The sequence below is a fragment of the Pseudomonas sp. QL9 genome (assembly GCF_041409665.1).
Taxonomy (GTDB): Bacteria; Pseudomonadota; Gammaproteobacteria; order Pseudomonadales; family Pseudomonadaceae; genus Pseudomonas; species Pseudomonas knackmussii.
The window spans coordinates 1705239-1720395 of sequence record NZ_CP166971.1 but is presented as its reverse complement, the minus strand read 5'-3'; the positions used below and the strand labels follow the sequence as shown (position 1 = coordinate 1720395).

The following is a 15157-nucleotide window of genomic DNA, read 5'->3' as shown; positions in this document are numbered from 1 at the left end:
GTTCCATTGCAGACCAAGCGTAGTCAGCCGGAATTGATCTGCATCAGTTGGACGGCGCGGAGCCGCTCTGGTTGAGCGCCTTGTCCAGGTGCCGCGCGGCCTTGTTGGCCAGGTCGCCGCTGGGGTAGTCGACCAGCAGTCGGCGCAGGTAGCCGATGGCCTTGTCGCGGTTCGGGTGCGGGTTGTCCGGCGCCATGTACATCAGGCCGAGCTGGTAGAGCGCCTTCTGCTTGAGGTCCGGCGGGATCGCCGGGTCGTTGACCGCCAGCAGGTACAACTGTTCGGCCTCGGGGACGCGGTCCTTGAGCACCGCGCGGCGCGACAGCAGGGTCATGTCCTGGTCGAGGCTGGGTTTGTCCAGGTCGAGGTTGAACTGCGGCTTCCAGGTCGCCAGCAGCTCGCGGGCATTCTTCTGTACCGGTTCCTTGGCGCGCTGGCGCATCATCAGGATCCGCGCGTCGGCGTGGCTGGCAGCCATGGTGCCGGGGAACTCGCGGTCGATGCGCTGGAAATAGTCGAGGGCCTTGGCGTCGTCGCGCTGGTCGTTGTAGCGGCTCATATAGATGAGGCCGATCTGGTACAGGGCGATGGCGCGCACTTCGGCGCTGTAGTGACTGTTGTCGTAGCCGGTCAGGTAGAGCTTCTCGGCCTCGGCGCTCTTGCCGTCGCGGATCGCCTGGGCGCTGTAGGTGAGCAGGTCGCCTTCCTCTTCCACGGCGGCGGTCATGCGGTCGGCCTTGAGCTTCTTGTATTCGGCCACCTCGCCAGTGGTGACCTGGGCGACGAACAGCGGGGTGGTGGGCGAGCAGGCGGTCTGCAGGGCCACCAGCGCGGCCAGGGTTACGACGGGGGTCAAGCGCATGGCATCTCCTTGGCGCCGTGGCGTGTGCCGTTCGCAGTCTAGTGAGGCCCTTCAGCGCGGCCAAGGCGCGCCGATACAGTTCCCATCGGAGGATATGCCCATGCGAACCCTATTCATCCTGGCCCTGACGCTGGGTGTTACCGGCTGCAACAGCTGGTCGACCAACAGCTACCTGGACAGCGCCTACCGCGCCTATGCGCGCGGCGACTGCGACGAGGTGCTGCTCAACCTGTCGCGCACCGAGCGCAAGAGCCGCGCGCGGCCCTGGCTGCAGCCGGAAATTTCGATGCTGCGCGGGCAGTGCCTGGAGCGCCAGAAGTTCTACGTAGACGCGGCGCAGACCTACACTTTCATCATTGCCAGCTACCCGGCCAGCGAGTATGCCTACCGGGCCAAGGCGCGTCTGGAAACGCTGCGGCTGAACGGCCGGCTGCCCGCCGCCGGTGCGCAGCCGATGCCGGCGCAGCCCTGATTCCGGGCACGGCTGCTACGCTGATGAGTCTGGCTTCATGGAGGAGGAACCGATGCGCGTTCTGCTTTGCCTGTGCGCGGGCCTGATGCCTCTGCTGGCGTCGGCCGACATCTATCGCTGGACCGATGCCCAGGGCAAGCTGCATTTCAGCGAGACCCCGCCGGCCGGTGCGCAGCGGGTCGAGGTGAAGCCGCAGGTAATGGAGCGCGACGCCGCCACGCGCGAGCACGAGGAAAAGCTGCGCAAGTTCTATTCGGCGCGCAGCGAGGAACAGGCCGACGCGCAGAAGCGCGCGACGCAGCAGCAGGCCGAGCAGGACGCGCAGTGCGCCCACCTGCGCGACAACCTGGCGTCGATCCAGCACGGCGGCCGTTACTACTCCGAAGGCACCAACGGAGAACGAACCTATTACAGCGATGCACAGATCGATGCCGCTCGTCGCGAGTTGAACGCGCGTCTGGCGGAAGGCTGTCGTTAGTACTGGCCCAGGAGGGGCAGCATCGTCATACTGGCCTTAAATCATAGCGAATAGCCATTATGCGTCATCAACGACACATAGAGCGCCATCAGCTGCCGTATTACCTGAAGGTGTTCAACAGCGTCACCGACAAGCCCATGGGTTACCTGGGCAACGTCTCGCTCGACGGCCTGCTGATGATCAGCCAGCTGCCGATGCTGGTGGGCGGGCGTTTCGACATGCGCCTGAAGATTCCCGGCCAGGACGGCAAGCTGCAATTCATCGACTTCAGCGGCACCTGCCAGTGGTGTCGCGAGGACGTGACGCCGGGCAGCTTCGACTCCGGCTTCAGCCTGGTGGCGCCGCCGGCGGAATACGTCGAACTGGTCGACGCGCTGCGCCGTTATTTCAGTTTTCGCCGTCAGGTGGAGTCGGTCTGAGCAGCGGGACCCGCTGAACCGACCTGCACGGTGTGAGGAGCCCAAGGAAGGGCGCCTGCAATTCTCCAGCTACTTCAGTAGCGATTCCGGCCTTCCTGCCCTGCGCCCGGTTCGCGGCGCCAACGTCTTTCATCCGCGAATCCGCTCCGGCGGAGGACAAGACTCGCCTGCCTGAAGCGCGCTCCGACGGGCGTCGGAGCGCGGTCCATCAGCCGCGATGGATGATCGCGAAGGTCTTGCGCACGGTTTCCTGGATGTCCCACACGCCGATGCTGTTCTCCGGCAGGAGGAAGGCATCGCCGGCCTGGAAGGCGATGGGTTCGCCGCCGTCCGGGGTGAAGGTGCCGCGGCCGGCGATGAAGTGGCAGAACTCCTGCTGCAGGATCTGCCGGCGGAAACGGCCGGGGCTGCATTCCCAGACGCCGGTATCGACCTGGTCGGGGCGCTCCACTTCCGCGACGCGGGTGTGCGGGATCGGCTCGCCGACCGGAATGCCGACCGGGCTGGGGGCGCCGAGCTCGGCGTTGAGGGTGTCCTTGAGGTGGGTGATCTTCATCGGGGCTCCGGGGTTCGTCTCGGTGGTCGTCGAAGGGCCGGCCAATCAGCCGACCCTCCAGGTCATCAGGCCTTCCATGGTCGCGGCCAGTTTCTCCGCCAGGCGCCGGCGCCAGGCCGGGCTTTTCGGGTTGGCCAGCACCTCGTCCTCGTGGACGAAGCTGCGGATGATCGCGTTGTAGCCCAGCCAGCGGCAGGGCTCGGGTTCCCAGGCGCGCAGGGCGTCGGTCATGGCGCGCTCGTGGATGACCCAGGGCTGGCGGGTCTCCAGGGTTTCGCGGCCGAGGATGAGGTCGGCCAGGGTGCGCCCGCCAAGGTTGGTCGCGCCGACACCTTCGCCGCCGTAGCCGCCGGACAGGGCGATGCCATTGCGACGGTCGACCAGCATGTGCGGATGGAAGCGCCGCGACATGCCCAGGTTGCCGCCCCAGGTGTGGGTGATGCGCACGTCCTTGAGCTGCGGGAAGATCTCGCCGAACAGGTAGCGGCGCAGGCCAACCTCGTCGTCGGTGAGGCTGAAGTCGGTGCGCAGCTGGCCGCCGAAGCGGTAGCCGCCGCGGGCGCCGAAGGCCAGGCGGTTGTCCAGGGTGCGCTGGCCGTAGGTGACCTGGCGGCTGAACTCGCTGAAGGACTGGCCGCGATCCAGGCCGATCTCCGCCCACACCGATTCCGCCAGCGGCTCGGTGGCAACCATCAGGCTCTGCACCGGCAGCTGGTAGTTGCCCAAAGGCGGCAGCGCGGCGGCGTAGCCTTCTACCGCCGGGACTATCCACGGGGCTTTCAGGCTGCCCTTGTCGGTGCGCACCAGGCCTTGTTCCCAGTGGCTCACGCGGCTCTTTTCATAGATCGGCACGCCCAGGCGCTCGACCGCGCGGGCCAGGCCACGGACCAGCTTGGCCGGGTTGATGGTCGCGCAGTGCGGCGTATAGATCGCGCCCAGGGCGCCGGGGATGCGCAGCTGATCGCCGAGCTCGGACGCCGACAGCCAGCGGAAGTCGTCTTCGCCGAGTCCTTCGCCGCGCAGCGAGGCCAGGTACTGGCGCAGGCGCCGTTCCTGCTCGGGATAACGCGCCGCGCAGTAGAGGGTGCCGCCCTTGCGGTAGTCGCAGTCGATGCCTTCGCGTTCCAGCACGCGCGCGACCTCGTCGGGAACGCCGTGCAGCAGGTTCCAGGTTTCGCGGCGGCGCGGTTCCGGCAGGTGGCCGACCAGACGGTCCTCGCCCAGCACTGCGCCCATCAGCCAGCCGCCGTTGCGGCCGGAGGCGCCGAAGCCGGCGGTTTCCGCCTCGACGATGGCGACCTTCAGCTCGGGCGCGTGGGTCTTCAGGTAGTAGGCGGTCCAGAGTCCGGTATAGCCGGCGCCGACGATGGCCACGTCGGCCTCCAGGTCGCCCTGCAGGGACGGGCGCGGGATGAGGTCGTCATCCAGTTGGTTCATCCACAGGCTGATATGGCGCCATGCCGACATAGGGGCGACTCCGGGCAAGGGTAAGCGGGAATGTGCGCAAGCCTAGAAGCGCGCCGCATTCCTGTCGTGCGCGCGGGTACGCGGGGAAAAGGGTGAGGATTCGCGCGACGGCGCAGCTGTGCTGCGACATTGATCGCCGCGTTTATTGGTTCCCGCGTTCGCGGGAGTGACGATGGGGGCGGAGGCTTCCCGGCGTCATCCCCGCGAAGGCGGGGACCCAGAAAAATTTCTGCGTCTATTGGGCGCCCAGGCGCTTGAGGTACTCGCGCGGCGACACCCCGGTGTGCTGGCGGAAGCAGCGGTAGAACGCCGATAGCGAGTTGAAGCCGGCGGAGAAGGCCAGCTCGTCGATCCGCGCATCCTGCCCCGGGCGCAGCTGGCCAAGCAGATGCTGCAGGCGCTGCTGGTTGACGTACTGGTAGAAGCTCAGCCCCATCACCTGGTTGAGCAGGTAGGAGATCTGGTTGCGGGTGTAGCCGGTGGCGCTGGCCACCTGCGACAGGTCGAGGTCCGCCGCCAGGTAAGGCTGGGCCTTGTTGAAGTATTCCTCCAGATCGCCGGCCAGTTGGCTCAGCTGGCGTGGCGACAGGCCCAGGCGGCTGGCCGGCGGGCGTGCATCGTTGCCGCTGCGTGTTCCGCCGCTGGCTTCCTCGCGCACCAAGGTGGCGTATTCGTTGATGCGCCAGATGCGGCCGTCGCGCACGGTGATCGCTTCGCTGGAGTGGAACACTGCCAGGCGTCCGCTGAGGGTGATGGCGGTGCGGTACTGGATGAACGCGGTGTCGCCATCGACGCGGATGCGGTCGATGTGGTCGAGGAACTCGTCCGGCCGGCTGGGCATGGTCTGGCTGACGTAGGCGCGCAGCTCGGCCAGGCGCATGCAGCGGTTCTGGAAGTAGTCGTTGTACTCGACATCGGCGTGGTAGAGCGCCAGGGCCGCGTCGAGATCACGCTGCTTCCAGCTCTGGTGATAGCGCTGGACGACGTCGCGGGTGCTGTCGGTGAGAGGGCTGTCGGCGTAGGGCGGGGTGATCGGTTGCATGGCGCACAGGATGCCGCAGAGCGGCGCAGTCGGGTAGAGGGAGCGCTCGCCATCATACAGCCACTGCATGACGCGCCATGTCCTGCACCTATGGTCGGCGTGAAAGACCGCGGCAGAGCGGGCATTCACTCTTTCGACTGATAGCGCAAATACTCCCTTTGGGCGCTTGGTGCTGGGGAGGTGGGCTGAGTAGCGTGTAGCCGCCTAGACACCGTCAGGAGTGCCGAATGACAACAAAAACAAGGCGCGCGATCTTCCAGCCACAGGTATTGGCCGCTGCAGTAGCCCTGGGTTGCGCCACCCAGGCTCAGGCCGTCAACTTCAACATCGGGGAAATCGAGGGGCAGTTCGACTCGACCTTGTCGGTCGGCGCCAGCTGGGGCTTGCGCGATGCCGACCTGGACTACGTCGGGACCCGCAACGGCGGTCACGCCTCGTCGCAGACCTCCGACGACGGCCGCCTCAACTTCAAGAAGGGCGAGACCTTCTCGAAGATCTTCAAGGGTATCCACGACCTGGAACTGAAGTACGGCGACACCGGCGTCTTCGTCCGGGGCAAGTACTGGTATGACTTCGAGCTGAAGGACGAACACCGCGAGCTCTATGACATCAGCGACGACGGCCGCAGCATGGGCGCTCGCTCGTCCGGCGCAGAGCTGCTCGACGCCTTCATCTATCACAAGTACAGCATCGGCGATTTGCCGGGTAACGTCCGCCTGGGCAAGCAGGTGGTCAGCTGGGGTGAGAGCACCTTCATCCAGAACTCGATCAACAGCATCAACCCGGTCGACGTCGCCGCCTTCCGCCGCCCCGGCGCGGAGATCAAGGAAGGTCTGATCCCGGTGAGCATGCTCTACCTCTCCCAGGGCCTTACCGACAGCCTGACCGCCGAGGGCTTCTACCAGCTGAAGTGGGAGAAGACCGTGGTGGACAACTGCGGCACCTTCTTCTCCACCACCGACGTGGTCGCCAACGGCTGCAACAAGCTGGCCTACGCCGGCAGCGACTTCGATCCGAACCCGGCGCACGGCTACCGCTACCTCTCGCGCTCCGGCGACGACACCCCGCGTGACGGTGGCCAGTGGGGCCTGGCCCTGCGCTGGTACGCGGCGGAGCTCAACGACACCGAGTTCGGCGCCTACGTGATGAACTACCACAGCCGCAACCCGGTCTTCAGCACCATCGCCGGCAAGGGTCTGGCCACCGCCAACGCCGCCACCGGCGCGGCCACCGCGCAGTACTTCATCGAGTACCCGGAGGACATCCGCCTCTACGGCCTGAGCTTCCAGACCAACCTGGGCAGCACCTCGGTAGCCGGTGAACTGAGCTACCGGCCGAACATGCCGCTGCAGCTCAACAGCACCGACCTGACCGTGGCCGCGCTGTATCCCACCACCCTGTTCGGCAACCCGATCTACTCCAGCGGCTCCGCCACGCCCACCGCCGGCGAGGTGATCCACGGCTACGATCGCAAGCCGGTGACCCAGGCCCAGGTGACCGTGACCCAGTTCTTCGACCAGGTACTGGCGGCCGAACGCCTGACCGTGGTCGGCGAGGTGGGCTACAACCACATCAGCGGCGTCAACGATGGTGGCCTGCGCTTCGGCCGCGACTCGATCTACGGTATCGGCGAACTGCCCAACAATGCGCTGTGCAAGAGCACGCTGAACGCCGCCAACCCCGACGAGTGCAACAACGACGGCTTCTACACCACCAGTTCGTGGGGCTACCGCGTGCGCGGCATCCTCGATTACCCGAACGTGATTGCCGGCATCAACTTCAAGCCCAACGTGGCCTGGTCGCATGACGTCAACGGTTACGGTCCGAACTTCAGCGAAGGCGCCAAGGCGGTCAGCGTTGGTGTGGACGCCGATTACCAGAACACCTATACCGCCAGTATCAGCTATACCGATTTCTTCGGCGGCGATTACAACCCGGTCAACGACCGTGACTTCGTCGCCGTCAGCTTCGGTGTGAACTTCTGATCGGTCAGTCAAGGACAGGAAAGATGAACAAGAAACGAATCCTGCAATGCGGCGCCCTGGCTCTGAGCCTGTTGTCCGGCGCCGTCATGGCGGCTGTCTCGGCGGATGAGGCGGCCAAGCTCGGCACCAGCCTCACTCCCATGGGCGCGCAGAAGGAAGGCAACGCCGATGGCAGCATCCCGGCCTGGACCGGCGGCATCGACAAGAGCGCCGGCAGTGAAGACTCCCGTGGCTTCCTCAGCGACCCCTTCGCCAGCGAGAAACCGCTGTTCGTGATCACTGCGCAGAACGTCGCGCAGTACAAGGACAAGCTCACCGACGGCCAGCTGGCGATGTTCAAGCGCTACGCGGACACCTACAAGATCCCGGTGTACAAGACCCACCGCACCTTCTCCGCGCCGGCCGAGGTCTATGCCGCCGTGAAGGCCAGCGCGCTCAACGTGCAGCCGATCAACGACGGCAACGGACTGTCCAACTTCGAGAAGAGCCGCTACTACGCCTTCCCGATTCCGAAGAATGGCGTCGAGGTGCTGTGGAACCACATCACCCGCTACCGTGGCGGCAACCTGGCGCGTACCGTGGTGCAGGTCACCCCGCAGACCAACGGCAGCTACACGCCGATCCGCTTCGAGGAAACCGTCGCCTTCCCGCAGAACATGCCGGACGTGGATATCTCCAAGGCCAGCAACATCCTGCTGTACTTCAAGCAGGCGGTAACGGCGCCGGCGCGCCTGGCCGGTAACGTGCTGCTGGTCCACGAGACCCTCGACCAGGTCAAGGAACCGCGCCTGGCGTGGATCTACAACGCCGGCCAGCGCCGCGTACGCCGTGCCCCGCAGGTGGCCTACGACGGTCCGGGTACCGCTTCCGACGGCCTGCGCACCTCGGACAACTTCGACATGTTCTCCGGCGCTCCGGATCGTTACGACTGGAAACTGGTGGGCAAGAAGGAGATGTACATCCCCTACAACAGCTACAAGCTGGGCCTGCCGACCTACAAGTACGACGACATCGTCAAGCCGGGCCACCTCAACCAGGACCTGACCCGCTACGAGCTGCACCGCGTGTGGGAAGTGGTCGGCACCGTGAAGCCCAGCGAGCGGCACATCTACGCCAAGCGCCACATGTACATCGACGAGGACAGCTGGCAGATCGCCGAAGTCGACCACTACGACGGCCGCGGCCAGCTGTGGCGCGTCGCCGAAGGGCACTACATGTTCAACTACGCGCACCAGGCGGGTGGTTACGTGCCCGAGGTGCTCTATGACGTGATCGCCGGCCGTTACCTGGCCCTGGGCCTGTTCAACGAAGAGAAGACCGGCTACCAGTTCGGCATCAAGGCAACCATGGCCGACTACACCCCGGCCGCCCTGCGTAACGAAGGGGTCCGCTGACCCCTAACCGGCGGCGCGGCGACGCGCCGCCGGTTTGTAGTTTTTTTCTCACCTTGCGTTTCCTATGTTCATACATAGGAATTACGAATGATCCTTCAAGGCTATCCGGGCTCTGACTAGCCTCAAGCTCCAGGTCCGCTCGGGAAGCCTGCCCATGCTCACCTCCGTCACACTGCTTACCTCGCTCCCCCGGCTGCCGCCCCAGCACTTGCCGCGGTCGCGCTTGCACGACCTGCTGCTACGCGACGACCATCGCCTGCGCCTGCTGCTCGCGCCCCTGGGCAGCGGCAAGACGGTGCTGCTCGGCGAGTGCGCCCGTGCCGCGCCTTCCGGCACCCGCGTGGCCTGGCTGGCCCTGGCTGGCCGCGCCCTGAGCGTGAGCGCCTTTGTCGCTCGGTTGGGCGAGGCGCTCGGCCTTTCAGGTGTCGACGAGCGACAGCTGAGTGATTTCCTGCGTGAAACGCGGCAGCCGCTGTGGATCATGCTCGACGACTATCCGCGCGAACCCGATGCCGAACTGGATGCCTGCCTTGACCGCCTGCTGGCCCAGGCCTCGCCGCAAGTCGGCTGGTGGCTGGCCAGCCGCCGGCGCCCGGCGTGCAACCTGGCGCGCCTGCTGCTGGAGGGCGAGCTTCTGGAAGTCGAAGCCGCCCAGCTGCATTTCAGCGAAACCGAACTGACCGAATGGTTGCGCCAGGGTGGCCGTGAGTGGCCGCTCGAGCTTCGCCAACTGCTCCTGGAACAGACCGGCGGCTGGTGCGCCGGCATCCGTTTGCGCCTGCTCGGCCTGCCGGTGGAAGAACTGGTCCCCGCTCCCGCACTGCTCGCCGAATCGGGACAGGCGCTGCTGCAGGACTATCTGCAGCGCGAGGTGCTCGACGAATTGCCCGAGCCGCTGGGCGAAATCCTCTGCGGCCTGGCGCGCGTCGGGCGTTGCTGCTCGGCGCTGGTCGATCATCTGTTCGAGGAATCCCCTGGGGCCTTGCAGCTGTTGCTGCAGCGCGGCTCCTGCCTGGAGGCCGAGGAGGGCGCCTGCGGCTGGTACCGCGTGGCGCCGGTGCTGGCCGGCGGATTGGCCGAGCTTGGCCGTACGCCCGCCAGCAGCCTGCACCGTCGCGCTTGCCAGTGGTTCGGCCAATCCGGCGACAGCCACGCGGCCTTCGAACATTCCCTGCGTGCCGAGCAACCGGACGTCGCCGCCAGCCTGTTGCAGCGGCTGACCGAAGAGCAGTTGCTGCAGGGGCACAACGTCGCGCGGGTACTGCGCCTGCGCGAGAAGCTGCCGGAAGAACTGCTGTTGAGTACGCCGCGCCTGGTGATCCTCAACGCCTGGGCACTGCTCTTCGTCGGCCGCCTCGACGATGCCGAGCAATTGCTGGCGATCTTCGAGCGCTTCCTGCCGATGCCCAGCGAGGCACGGCAGCGCGCGCTGATCGCGCAGTGGCTCGGATTGTCCGGCATGCTCGCCCACGCCCGTGGTCGACCGGGGGCGGAGGCGCGCCTGCGCGGTGCGCTCGCCGACCTGCCGCAGGACGCCTGGGCGCAAACGCTGATCTGCCTGTCCGCGCTCAGCCAGCTGGCGCAGGCCGAAGGGCAACTGGACCAGGCGCGGCTGCTCAATCGCGAAGCACTCAAGCGTGCCCGAGAGCAAGGTAGCGTGGTCTTCGAGGCCTATCTGGAAATGGACCGCGCCTACTGGCTGGAACAGCGCGGCGAACTGGCGCGCGCCGAGAGCCTGCTGCTGCGCGTGCAGGAGTCGCTGGCCGAGCTGCGCCAGGCCGGCTACGCCATGACCGGCCGGGTGCTGCTGCGGCGTGGCTGGCTGGGCCTGCGCCAGGGGCACGACGAACAGGCGCGCGAGCTGCTGCAGTGCGGCCTACGAGAGACGCGCCGCAGCCTGGACCCTGCCTCGGTGTACGGCTACATCGGCCTGGCTCTGCTGGATGCCCGCGACGGTGAGATCGACGTGGCCTTCAATCGCTTGCTGGAGGCGGAGCGGCAGATGCAGTTGCAGCACATCCCCGAAGCGCTTTATCGCGGGGCGCTGCTGCTGGCCAGCGGCACGCTTAGCCTGCGGCAGGGCCGACCGGGCCAGGCTCGGGAAATCCTCGGCCGCGTGTTGGCGCGTTACCAGAGCGACGGCCTGAGTGCGCCGGCCGCGACCCCGGACCTGCTGTCGCGGGTCGCCTGCCAACTTGCCCTGGCCGAAGCCTACGACGGCGAAGCGCAGGCGGCTCTGGCGCGCCTCGACGATTTGCTGCCATTGGTGCAGAGCCAGGGGCGCATGGCCCTGGTCTGCGAGGTCTGGCTGGCCAAGGCCGAGGCGCATGCGCTCGCCGGGCAAGCCGAGGCGGCGCAGGCCGCCTGCGCTGCTGGCGCGGAGCTGGCGCAACGCTTTGGCCTGTTGGCGCTGCTCGGCGAGTCGCGCCAGCGTCAGCCGGGGCTCTACGCCCTGGCGTCGGACGCCAGCCTGCCGCCCTTGCTCAGCCAGCGCGAACAGTCGGTGCTGGAACTGATCGCGCGCGGCTGCTCGAACCTGGAGATCGGCGAGCGTCTGTTCATCTCCCTGCACACGGTGAAGACCCACGCCCGGCGCATCAACGGCAAGCTCGGTGTGGAACGGCGTACCCAGGCGGTGGCGCGGGCGAAGGAGCTGGGGTTGCTCAAGGCTTAGCTAGATGAATGCCCGTAGGAGCGGACCTTGTCCGCGATTCGCGCGCATGGCGCGCTCCTACAAATGTCCCGGTCCCGGGATTGTTCGCGGATGAGATCCGCTCCTACGGGAAGGAAGTACGTCACCTGCTGCGGACCTTGTCCGCGATTTCTACAGGAATCTAATGCAGGGCTTTCTTCGGCACCGGAATCTCCCCGATGCGCTGCCGCAGGCGCAGCTGCTCGGCCGGGTCTTCGCTGAGCAGCAGCGCGCGTTCGAGGTCGTAGCGCTCGGCCTGCGGGCACTCCAGGCGACGGTAGAGATCGGCGCGGGCCAGGTGGTCGGCCACGTTCGGCTCGCCCAGTTCGAGCACTCGTTGTGCGTCCTTCAGCGCGGCCAGCGGTTGCTCGGCAGCCTGGTGCAGTTGGCGCAGGTTGCGCGACAGGCGCTGCAGCATGTCTGCCGGACTGGCGTCGCGCAGGTGGCTGGCGTTGAGCTCGACGCCGGTGCCCAGGCTGCGCACCAGCAGGTCGCGGCAATCGCGGGTGTACAGGCGACGGCCGGTGGTTGGGTCGAGCAGGTGGTCGGCGCCGGGCACGCGCAGCAGGAAGCGTCCGGGGAAGTTCACGCCTTGCAGGGGAATGTCCTGGCGCCGGGCCAGTTCCAGGGCGATCAGCGCCAGAGACAGCGGCTGGCCGCGGCGGCGCTGCAGCACCTGGGGCAGTAGTGCGGCGCGGGGCAGCAGAGGGACGTCATCGTCCTCGGCGAAGCCCTGCTCGCTCAGTTGGCGTAGCAGCAGTTGCGCGCGCTCGGCGGCGGTACCGTCCAGGGGCAGGGTAGCGAAGAGGCGTTGGGCCAGGTCGTCGAGCATTCGCATGGCCTGGCCAGGAGGATTCTGCGGCTCGTGCTCGGCGGCGATCCACAGCGCCGCCTCGAACAGACCCGGCGGGTCCTGGGCAAGGCAGGCGAGGCAGGCTTGGCGCGGGTCCATGGCGTTCTCCGGCTGATACCGCGTTTTACTCGCAGCGCCGGCAGTCCGTCCAGTCCCGGTCGTGGCGTGCCGCCACTGCCTATACTGATAGGGATCTACGGGCAACGTCCTGGCGCTCGACCAGGATGTCCACAGGCACCCGCATTGGGAGCGCCGCCATGTTCGACATGATGGAAGCCACCCGGCTAGAAAAGCTGCACGTCGCCTTCGACCCGGCCACGGGGCTCAGGGCCATCATCGCCATCCACAGCACGCGGCTGGGGCCGGCTCTGGGCGGTTGCCGCTACCTGCCTTACGCCAACGACGAGTCGGCAGTGCGCGACGCCGTGCGCCTGGCCCAGGGCATGAGCTACAAGGCCGCGCTGGCAGGATTGCGCCAGGGCGGTGGCAAGGCGGTGATCCTGCGCGCGCCGCATGTGGATAACCGCGGTGCGCTGTTCGAGGCTTTTGGCCGCTTCATCGAGTCCCTGCGCGGCGAGTACATCACCGCGGTGGACAGCGGCACATCCAGCGCCGACATGGACTGCATCGCCCAGCACACCGAGCACGTCACCAGCACCACCAGCGGGGGCGATCCCTCGCCACATACCGCCCTGGGTGTGTTCGCCGGCATTCGTGCCAGCGCCCTGGCACGACTGGGCAGCGACGACCTGGATGGCCTGCGGATTGCCGTGCAGGGCCTGGGGCACGTGGGTTACTCGCTGTGCGAGCACCTGGCTGCAGCCGGCGCGGAACTGCTGGTCAGCGACCTGGACGCCGGCAGGGTGCAGCTCGCGGTGGAGCAATTGGGTGCCCAGCCGATCGCCAGCGAGGCGCTGCTCACCACGCCGTGCGACATCCTCGCCCCCTGCGGACTGGGCGGCGTGCTGACGCCTTCGGTGGTGGCGCAGATGCGCTGCGCGGCAGTGGCCGGCGCGGCCAACAACCAACTGGCGCACGTCGACGTGGCCGATGAACTGGAGGCCCGCGGCATCCTCTATGCGCCGGACTACGTGATCAACTCCGGTGGGCTGATCTTCGTATCCCTGCAGCACCAGGGTGAAACGCTGCCGGCAATTACCGCGCACCTGGCGAAGATCGGTTCCCGCCTGACCGAGATCTACGCCCACGCCCAGGCCGACCACCGCTCGCCGGCGCGGGTGGCGGACATGCTCGCCGAGCGGATTCTCTGCGGTTAAATCGCACAGTTTTCCGCAGGGGTGGATCTCATCCACGAAGCGCCATTCCCAGATGCCCCCATAGGTGCGCGCCATGTGCGCGCTTCGCGGACAAGGTCCGCTCCTACGCGGTTTTCTGGGTCCCCGCGTTCGCGGGGATGACGGGGGAGGGAGCGAATCCTGATTCCGTCACTCCCGAGAACGCGGGAGCCCAAAAGACAGTTGCTCCTATGGGAGAGTAGGCATTCACTCCGCCTCGGCGAACAGCTCACCCAGGGCGTCGGGCTGGTTCTTGAAGGCGCGGGCGAAGGTGTCGCGGTTGCGGGCCATGAAGATGCCGAGCTCCTCGACCTGGTCCTCGCTCAGCGAGGGCACCGCCTTGTGCAGGACGCCGGCCAGGCTTTCGGCCAGCTCGAGCATCTTGTCGTGCCGGTCGGCTTCGGCCTTATCCATGAACAGGCGCTCCGGATCGCGGCTGCTGCGGTACACCACTTCGACGGCCATTCATCACCTCTATGCCTTCTCTGATATTTGGGTAGGAGAATACTGTTTATTTGTACAGTAAAAGCATAATGCAATGCCCTGTCGTTAGGGAAGGGCTGAATTGCAAGTGGCCAGTATGGTTGGCGTTCCGCTTCGGGGCACGCGGGGCCATATGGGGGCAGGGAAAGGGGGGCCGGGATCGATCTAGTGCGCGCGGCGCAGCGGCGTGCGGCAAATGCGCACACCGGGCGGGCTGGCGGAGATTCAGGAGGCCTTGCGTATGTCTCGGCTGGCGGTCATGTCCGCCAACAGGCGCGGCGCGCTGTCGCCCTGTTCGATGGCGATGCCGAAGCGAATGCTCTGGATCAGCCGTTGCAACTGCTCCGGGTCCTGCAGCTGGGCCTGGCGGATCAGCCGCTTGGCGGCCACGCCGGCGCTGGTGGAGAGGGTCAGGACGATGCTGCCGTCCGGCCGTTCGAGGCTGAAGTTGACCCGGTACTGGGCCTGGAACGCATCGCTGAGCACCTGGAATGGGCTGTTCATCTTCGATCCTGCCTCTAGGTGGGAGTGACCCTTCATGGACTGGAGGGCGTCTGCAAAGTTCGCGGTCATCTTGCCGCAGCCTCGGTGCGCTACCACTGCCCGAGGTCAATGGCAGGTGACTTGCACGTACCAAGCCAACAGGCGCCGCAGCTGAAGGAGAGTCGACGAATGAAACTGGAATGGGCCGAGCGCCTGCGCCAACAAATGCACGGGGTGGCCGAATCCCTGGGGAATCTGCTGGTGGAAGGTTTCCACTACCTGGCGCTGTTCGCCATCGGCGGCACCGTGTTCTGGTCGGCGGCGGTGGCCTTCTTCGAGATGTTCGAGAAGGGCCACGCGAGCATCGACGACGTGCTGCTGCTGTTCATCTACCTGGAGCTGGGTGCCATGGTCGGCATCTACTTCAAGACCAACCACATGCCGGTGCGTTTCCTGATCTATGTGGCAATGACCGCGCTGACGCGCCTGATGATCGCCGACATCCAGCACAACCACGTGCCCGACGACGGCATCATCCTGGTGTCCGTGGCCCTGTTGCTGCTGGCGCTGGCAATCCTGGTGGTGCGCTACGCGTCCTCGCGCTTCCCTTCGGCGCCTTCGAGCAAGGGCGGCGAGAACGCGCTGGTGCACGACGACGAGCGCTGAGCATCGGTTG

Annotated in this window: 15 protein-coding genes; 8 read left to right on the top strand and 7 right to left on the bottom strand. The window is 66.5% G+C overall.

Translation table 11 applies throughout. The annotated features are described in order from the left end of the window. Positions 1–43: 43 nt before the first annotated feature. Positions 44–862, bottom strand: coding sequence for an outer membrane assembly lipoprotein YfiO (locus ACA097_RS08050; protein ID WP_371369612.1), 819 nt, complete (start codon positions 860–862; stop codon positions 44–46). Between the two features lie 100 nt (positions 863–962). Between ACA097_RS08050 and ACA097_RS08045 the strand changes: the two genes are divergently transcribed. Genes ACA097_RS08045 through ACA097_RS08035 form a run of 3 tightly spaced genes read left to right on the top strand, consistent with a single transcriptional unit; the run spans position 963 to position 2231 of the window. Further along, entirely contained in the window at positions 963–1334 is a 372-nt protein-coding gene (locus tag ACA097_RS08045; RefSeq protein WP_371369610.1) for a tol-pal system YbgF family protein, read from the top strand. A 52-nt stretch (positions 1335–1386) separates the two neighbouring features. Next, a complete protein-coding gene (locus ACA097_RS08040) occupies positions 1387–1812 on the top strand; it encodes a DUF4124 domain-containing protein (protein ID WP_371369608.1) in 426 nt (141 codons plus the stop codon). A 59-nt stretch (positions 1813–1871) separates the two neighbouring features. Then, entirely contained in the window at positions 1872–2231 is a 360-nt protein-coding gene (locus ACA097_RS08035) for a PilZ domain-containing protein (protein ID WP_043249391.1), read from the top strand. A gap of 208 nt (positions 2232–2439) precedes the next feature. Here the strand turns inward: ACA097_RS08035 and ACA097_RS08030 are convergent, their stop codons facing one another. From ACA097_RS08030 to ACA097_RS08020, 3 genes are all read right to left on the bottom strand, one after another. Then, complete coding sequence (locus ACA097_RS08030; RefSeq protein ID WP_371369606.1) at positions 2440–2787, bottom strand: cupin domain-containing protein; 348 nt, start codon at positions 2785–2787, stop codon at positions 2440–2442. 45 nt (positions 2788–2832) lie between these two features. Further along, positions 2833–4254 (bottom strand): NAD(P)/FAD-dependent oxidoreductase, encoded by a 1422-nt coding sequence (locus ACA097_RS08025; RefSeq protein ID WP_371369604.1) that lies wholly within the window; start codon positions 4252–4254, stop codon positions 2833–2835. A gap of 235 nt (positions 4255–4489) precedes the next feature. Further along, positions 4490–5365 (bottom strand): helix-turn-helix domain-containing protein, encoded by an 876-nt coding sequence (locus tag ACA097_RS08020; RefSeq protein ID WP_371369602.1) that lies wholly within the window; start codon positions 5363–5365, stop codon positions 4490–4492. 158 nt (positions 5366–5523) lie between these two features. Between ACA097_RS08020 and ACA097_RS08015 the strand changes: the two genes are divergently transcribed. From ACA097_RS08015 to ACA097_RS08005, 3 genes are all read left to right on the top strand, one after another. Next, on the top strand, positions 5524–7281 hold the full coding sequence (locus ACA097_RS08015) for a DUF1302 domain-containing protein (RefSeq protein WP_371369600.1): 1758 nt from the start codon (positions 5524–5526) through the stop codon (positions 7279–7281). Positions 7282–7304: 23 nt separating this feature from the next. After that, positions 7305–8675 (top strand): DUF1329 domain-containing protein, encoded by a 1371-nt coding sequence (locus ACA097_RS08010; RefSeq protein WP_371369598.1) that lies wholly within the window; start codon positions 7305–7307, stop codon positions 8673–8675. A 154-nt stretch (positions 8676–8829) separates the two neighbouring features. Beyond that, positions 8830–11349 (top strand): LuxR C-terminal-related transcriptional regulator, encoded by a 2520-nt coding sequence (locus ACA097_RS08005; RefSeq protein WP_371369596.1) that lies wholly within the window; start codon positions 8830–8832, stop codon positions 11347–11349. Between the two features lie 160 nt (positions 11350–11509). On the opposite strand, the gene ACA097_RS08000 is transcribed toward ACA097_RS08005, so the two are convergent. Further along, on the bottom strand, positions 11510–12319 hold the full coding sequence (locus ACA097_RS08000; protein WP_160285872.1) for a SirB1 family protein: 810 nt from the start codon (positions 12317–12319) through the stop codon (positions 11510–11512). A 158-nt stretch (positions 12320–12477) separates the two neighbouring features. Between ACA097_RS08000 and ACA097_RS07995 the strand changes: the two genes are divergently transcribed. Beyond that, complete coding sequence (locus ACA097_RS07995; RefSeq protein ID WP_371369594.1) at positions 12478–13497, top strand: Leu/Phe/Val dehydrogenase; 1020 nt, start codon at positions 12478–12480, stop codon at positions 13495–13497. A 225-nt stretch (positions 13498–13722) separates the two neighbouring features. Here the strand turns inward: ACA097_RS07995 and ACA097_RS07990 are convergent, their stop codons facing one another. Then, positions 13723–13980: a YebG family protein gene (locus ACA097_RS07990; RefSeq protein WP_043249408.1), complete on the bottom strand. Its 258-nt coding sequence runs from the start codon at positions 13978–13980 to the stop codon at positions 13723–13725. 243 nt (positions 13981–14223) lie between these two features. Further along, the gene (locus ACA097_RS07985; RefSeq protein WP_043249411.1) at positions 14224–14502 is read right to left on the bottom strand and encodes a DUF3509 domain-containing protein; all 279 of its coding nucleotides are present in this window, start codon (positions 14500–14502) and stop codon (positions 14224–14226) included. 168 nt (positions 14503–14670) lie between these two features. On the opposite strand from ACA097_RS07985, the gene ACA097_RS07980 reads away from it, so the two are divergent. Then, the gene (locus ACA097_RS07980; protein ID WP_043249414.1) at positions 14671–15147 is read left to right on the top strand and encodes a phosphate-starvation-inducible protein PsiE; all 477 of its coding nucleotides are present in this window, start codon (positions 14671–14673) and stop codon (positions 15145–15147) included. The last annotated feature ends 10 nt before the right edge of the window (positions 15148–15157 follow it).

Bases quoted from the DNA above. Each gene is read 5' to 3' on its own strand.
- ACA097_RS08050 (WP_371369612.1), bottom strand. From the start codon at position 862: ATGCGCTTGACCCCCGTCGTAACCCTGGCCGCGCTGGTGGCCCTGCAG.
- ACA097_RS08030 (WP_371369606.1), bottom strand. From the start codon at position 2,787: ATGAAGATCACCCACCTCAAGGACACCCTCAACGCCGAGCTCGGCGCC.
- ACA097_RS08005 (WP_371369596.1), top strand. From the start codon at position 8,830: ATGCTCACCTCCGTCACACTGCTTACCTCGCTCCCCCGGCTGCCGCCC.
- ACA097_RS08020 (WP_371369602.1), bottom strand. From the start codon at position 5,365: ATGCAGTGGCTGTATGATGGCGAGCGCTCCCTCTACCCGACTGCGCCG.
- ACA097_RS08000 (WP_160285872.1), bottom strand. From the start codon at position 12,319: ATGGACCCGCGCCAAGCCTGCCTCGCCTGCCTTGCCCAGGACCCGCCG.
- ACA097_RS08045 (WP_371369610.1), top strand. From the start codon at position 963: ATGCGAACCCTATTCATCCTGGCCCTGACGCTGGGTGTTACCGGCTGC.
- ACA097_RS08035 (WP_043249391.1), top strand. From the start codon at position 1,872: ATGCGTCATCAACGACACATAGAGCGCCATCAGCTGCCGTATTACCTG.
- ACA097_RS07980 (WP_043249414.1), top strand. From the start codon at position 14,671: ATGAAACTGGAATGGGCCGAGCGCCTGCGCCAACAAATGCACGGGGTG.
- ACA097_RS07995 (WP_371369594.1), top strand. From the start codon at position 12,478: ATGTTCGACATGATGGAAGCCACCCGGCTAGAAAAGCTGCACGTCGCC.
- ACA097_RS08025 (WP_371369604.1), bottom strand. From the start codon at position 4,254: ATGTCGGCATGGCGCCATATCAGCCTGTGGATGAACCAACTGGATGAC.
- ACA097_RS07990 (WP_043249408.1), bottom strand. From the start codon at position 13,980: ATGGCCGTCGAAGTGGTGTACCGCAGCAGCCGCGATCCGGAGCGCCTG.
- ACA097_RS08015 (WP_371369600.1), top strand. From the start codon at position 5,524: ATGACAACAAAAACAAGGCGCGCGATCTTCCAGCCACAGGTATTGGCC.
- ACA097_RS08010 (WP_371369598.1), top strand. From the start codon at position 7,305: ATGAACAAGAAACGAATCCTGCAATGCGGCGCCCTGGCTCTGAGCCTG.
- ACA097_RS08040 (WP_371369608.1), top strand. From the start codon at position 1,387: ATGCGCGTTCTGCTTTGCCTGTGCGCGGGCCTGATGCCTCTGCTGGCG.
- ACA097_RS07985 (WP_043249411.1), bottom strand. From the start codon at position 14,502: ATGAACAGCCCATTCCAGGTGCTCAGCGATGCGTTCCAGGCCCAGTAC.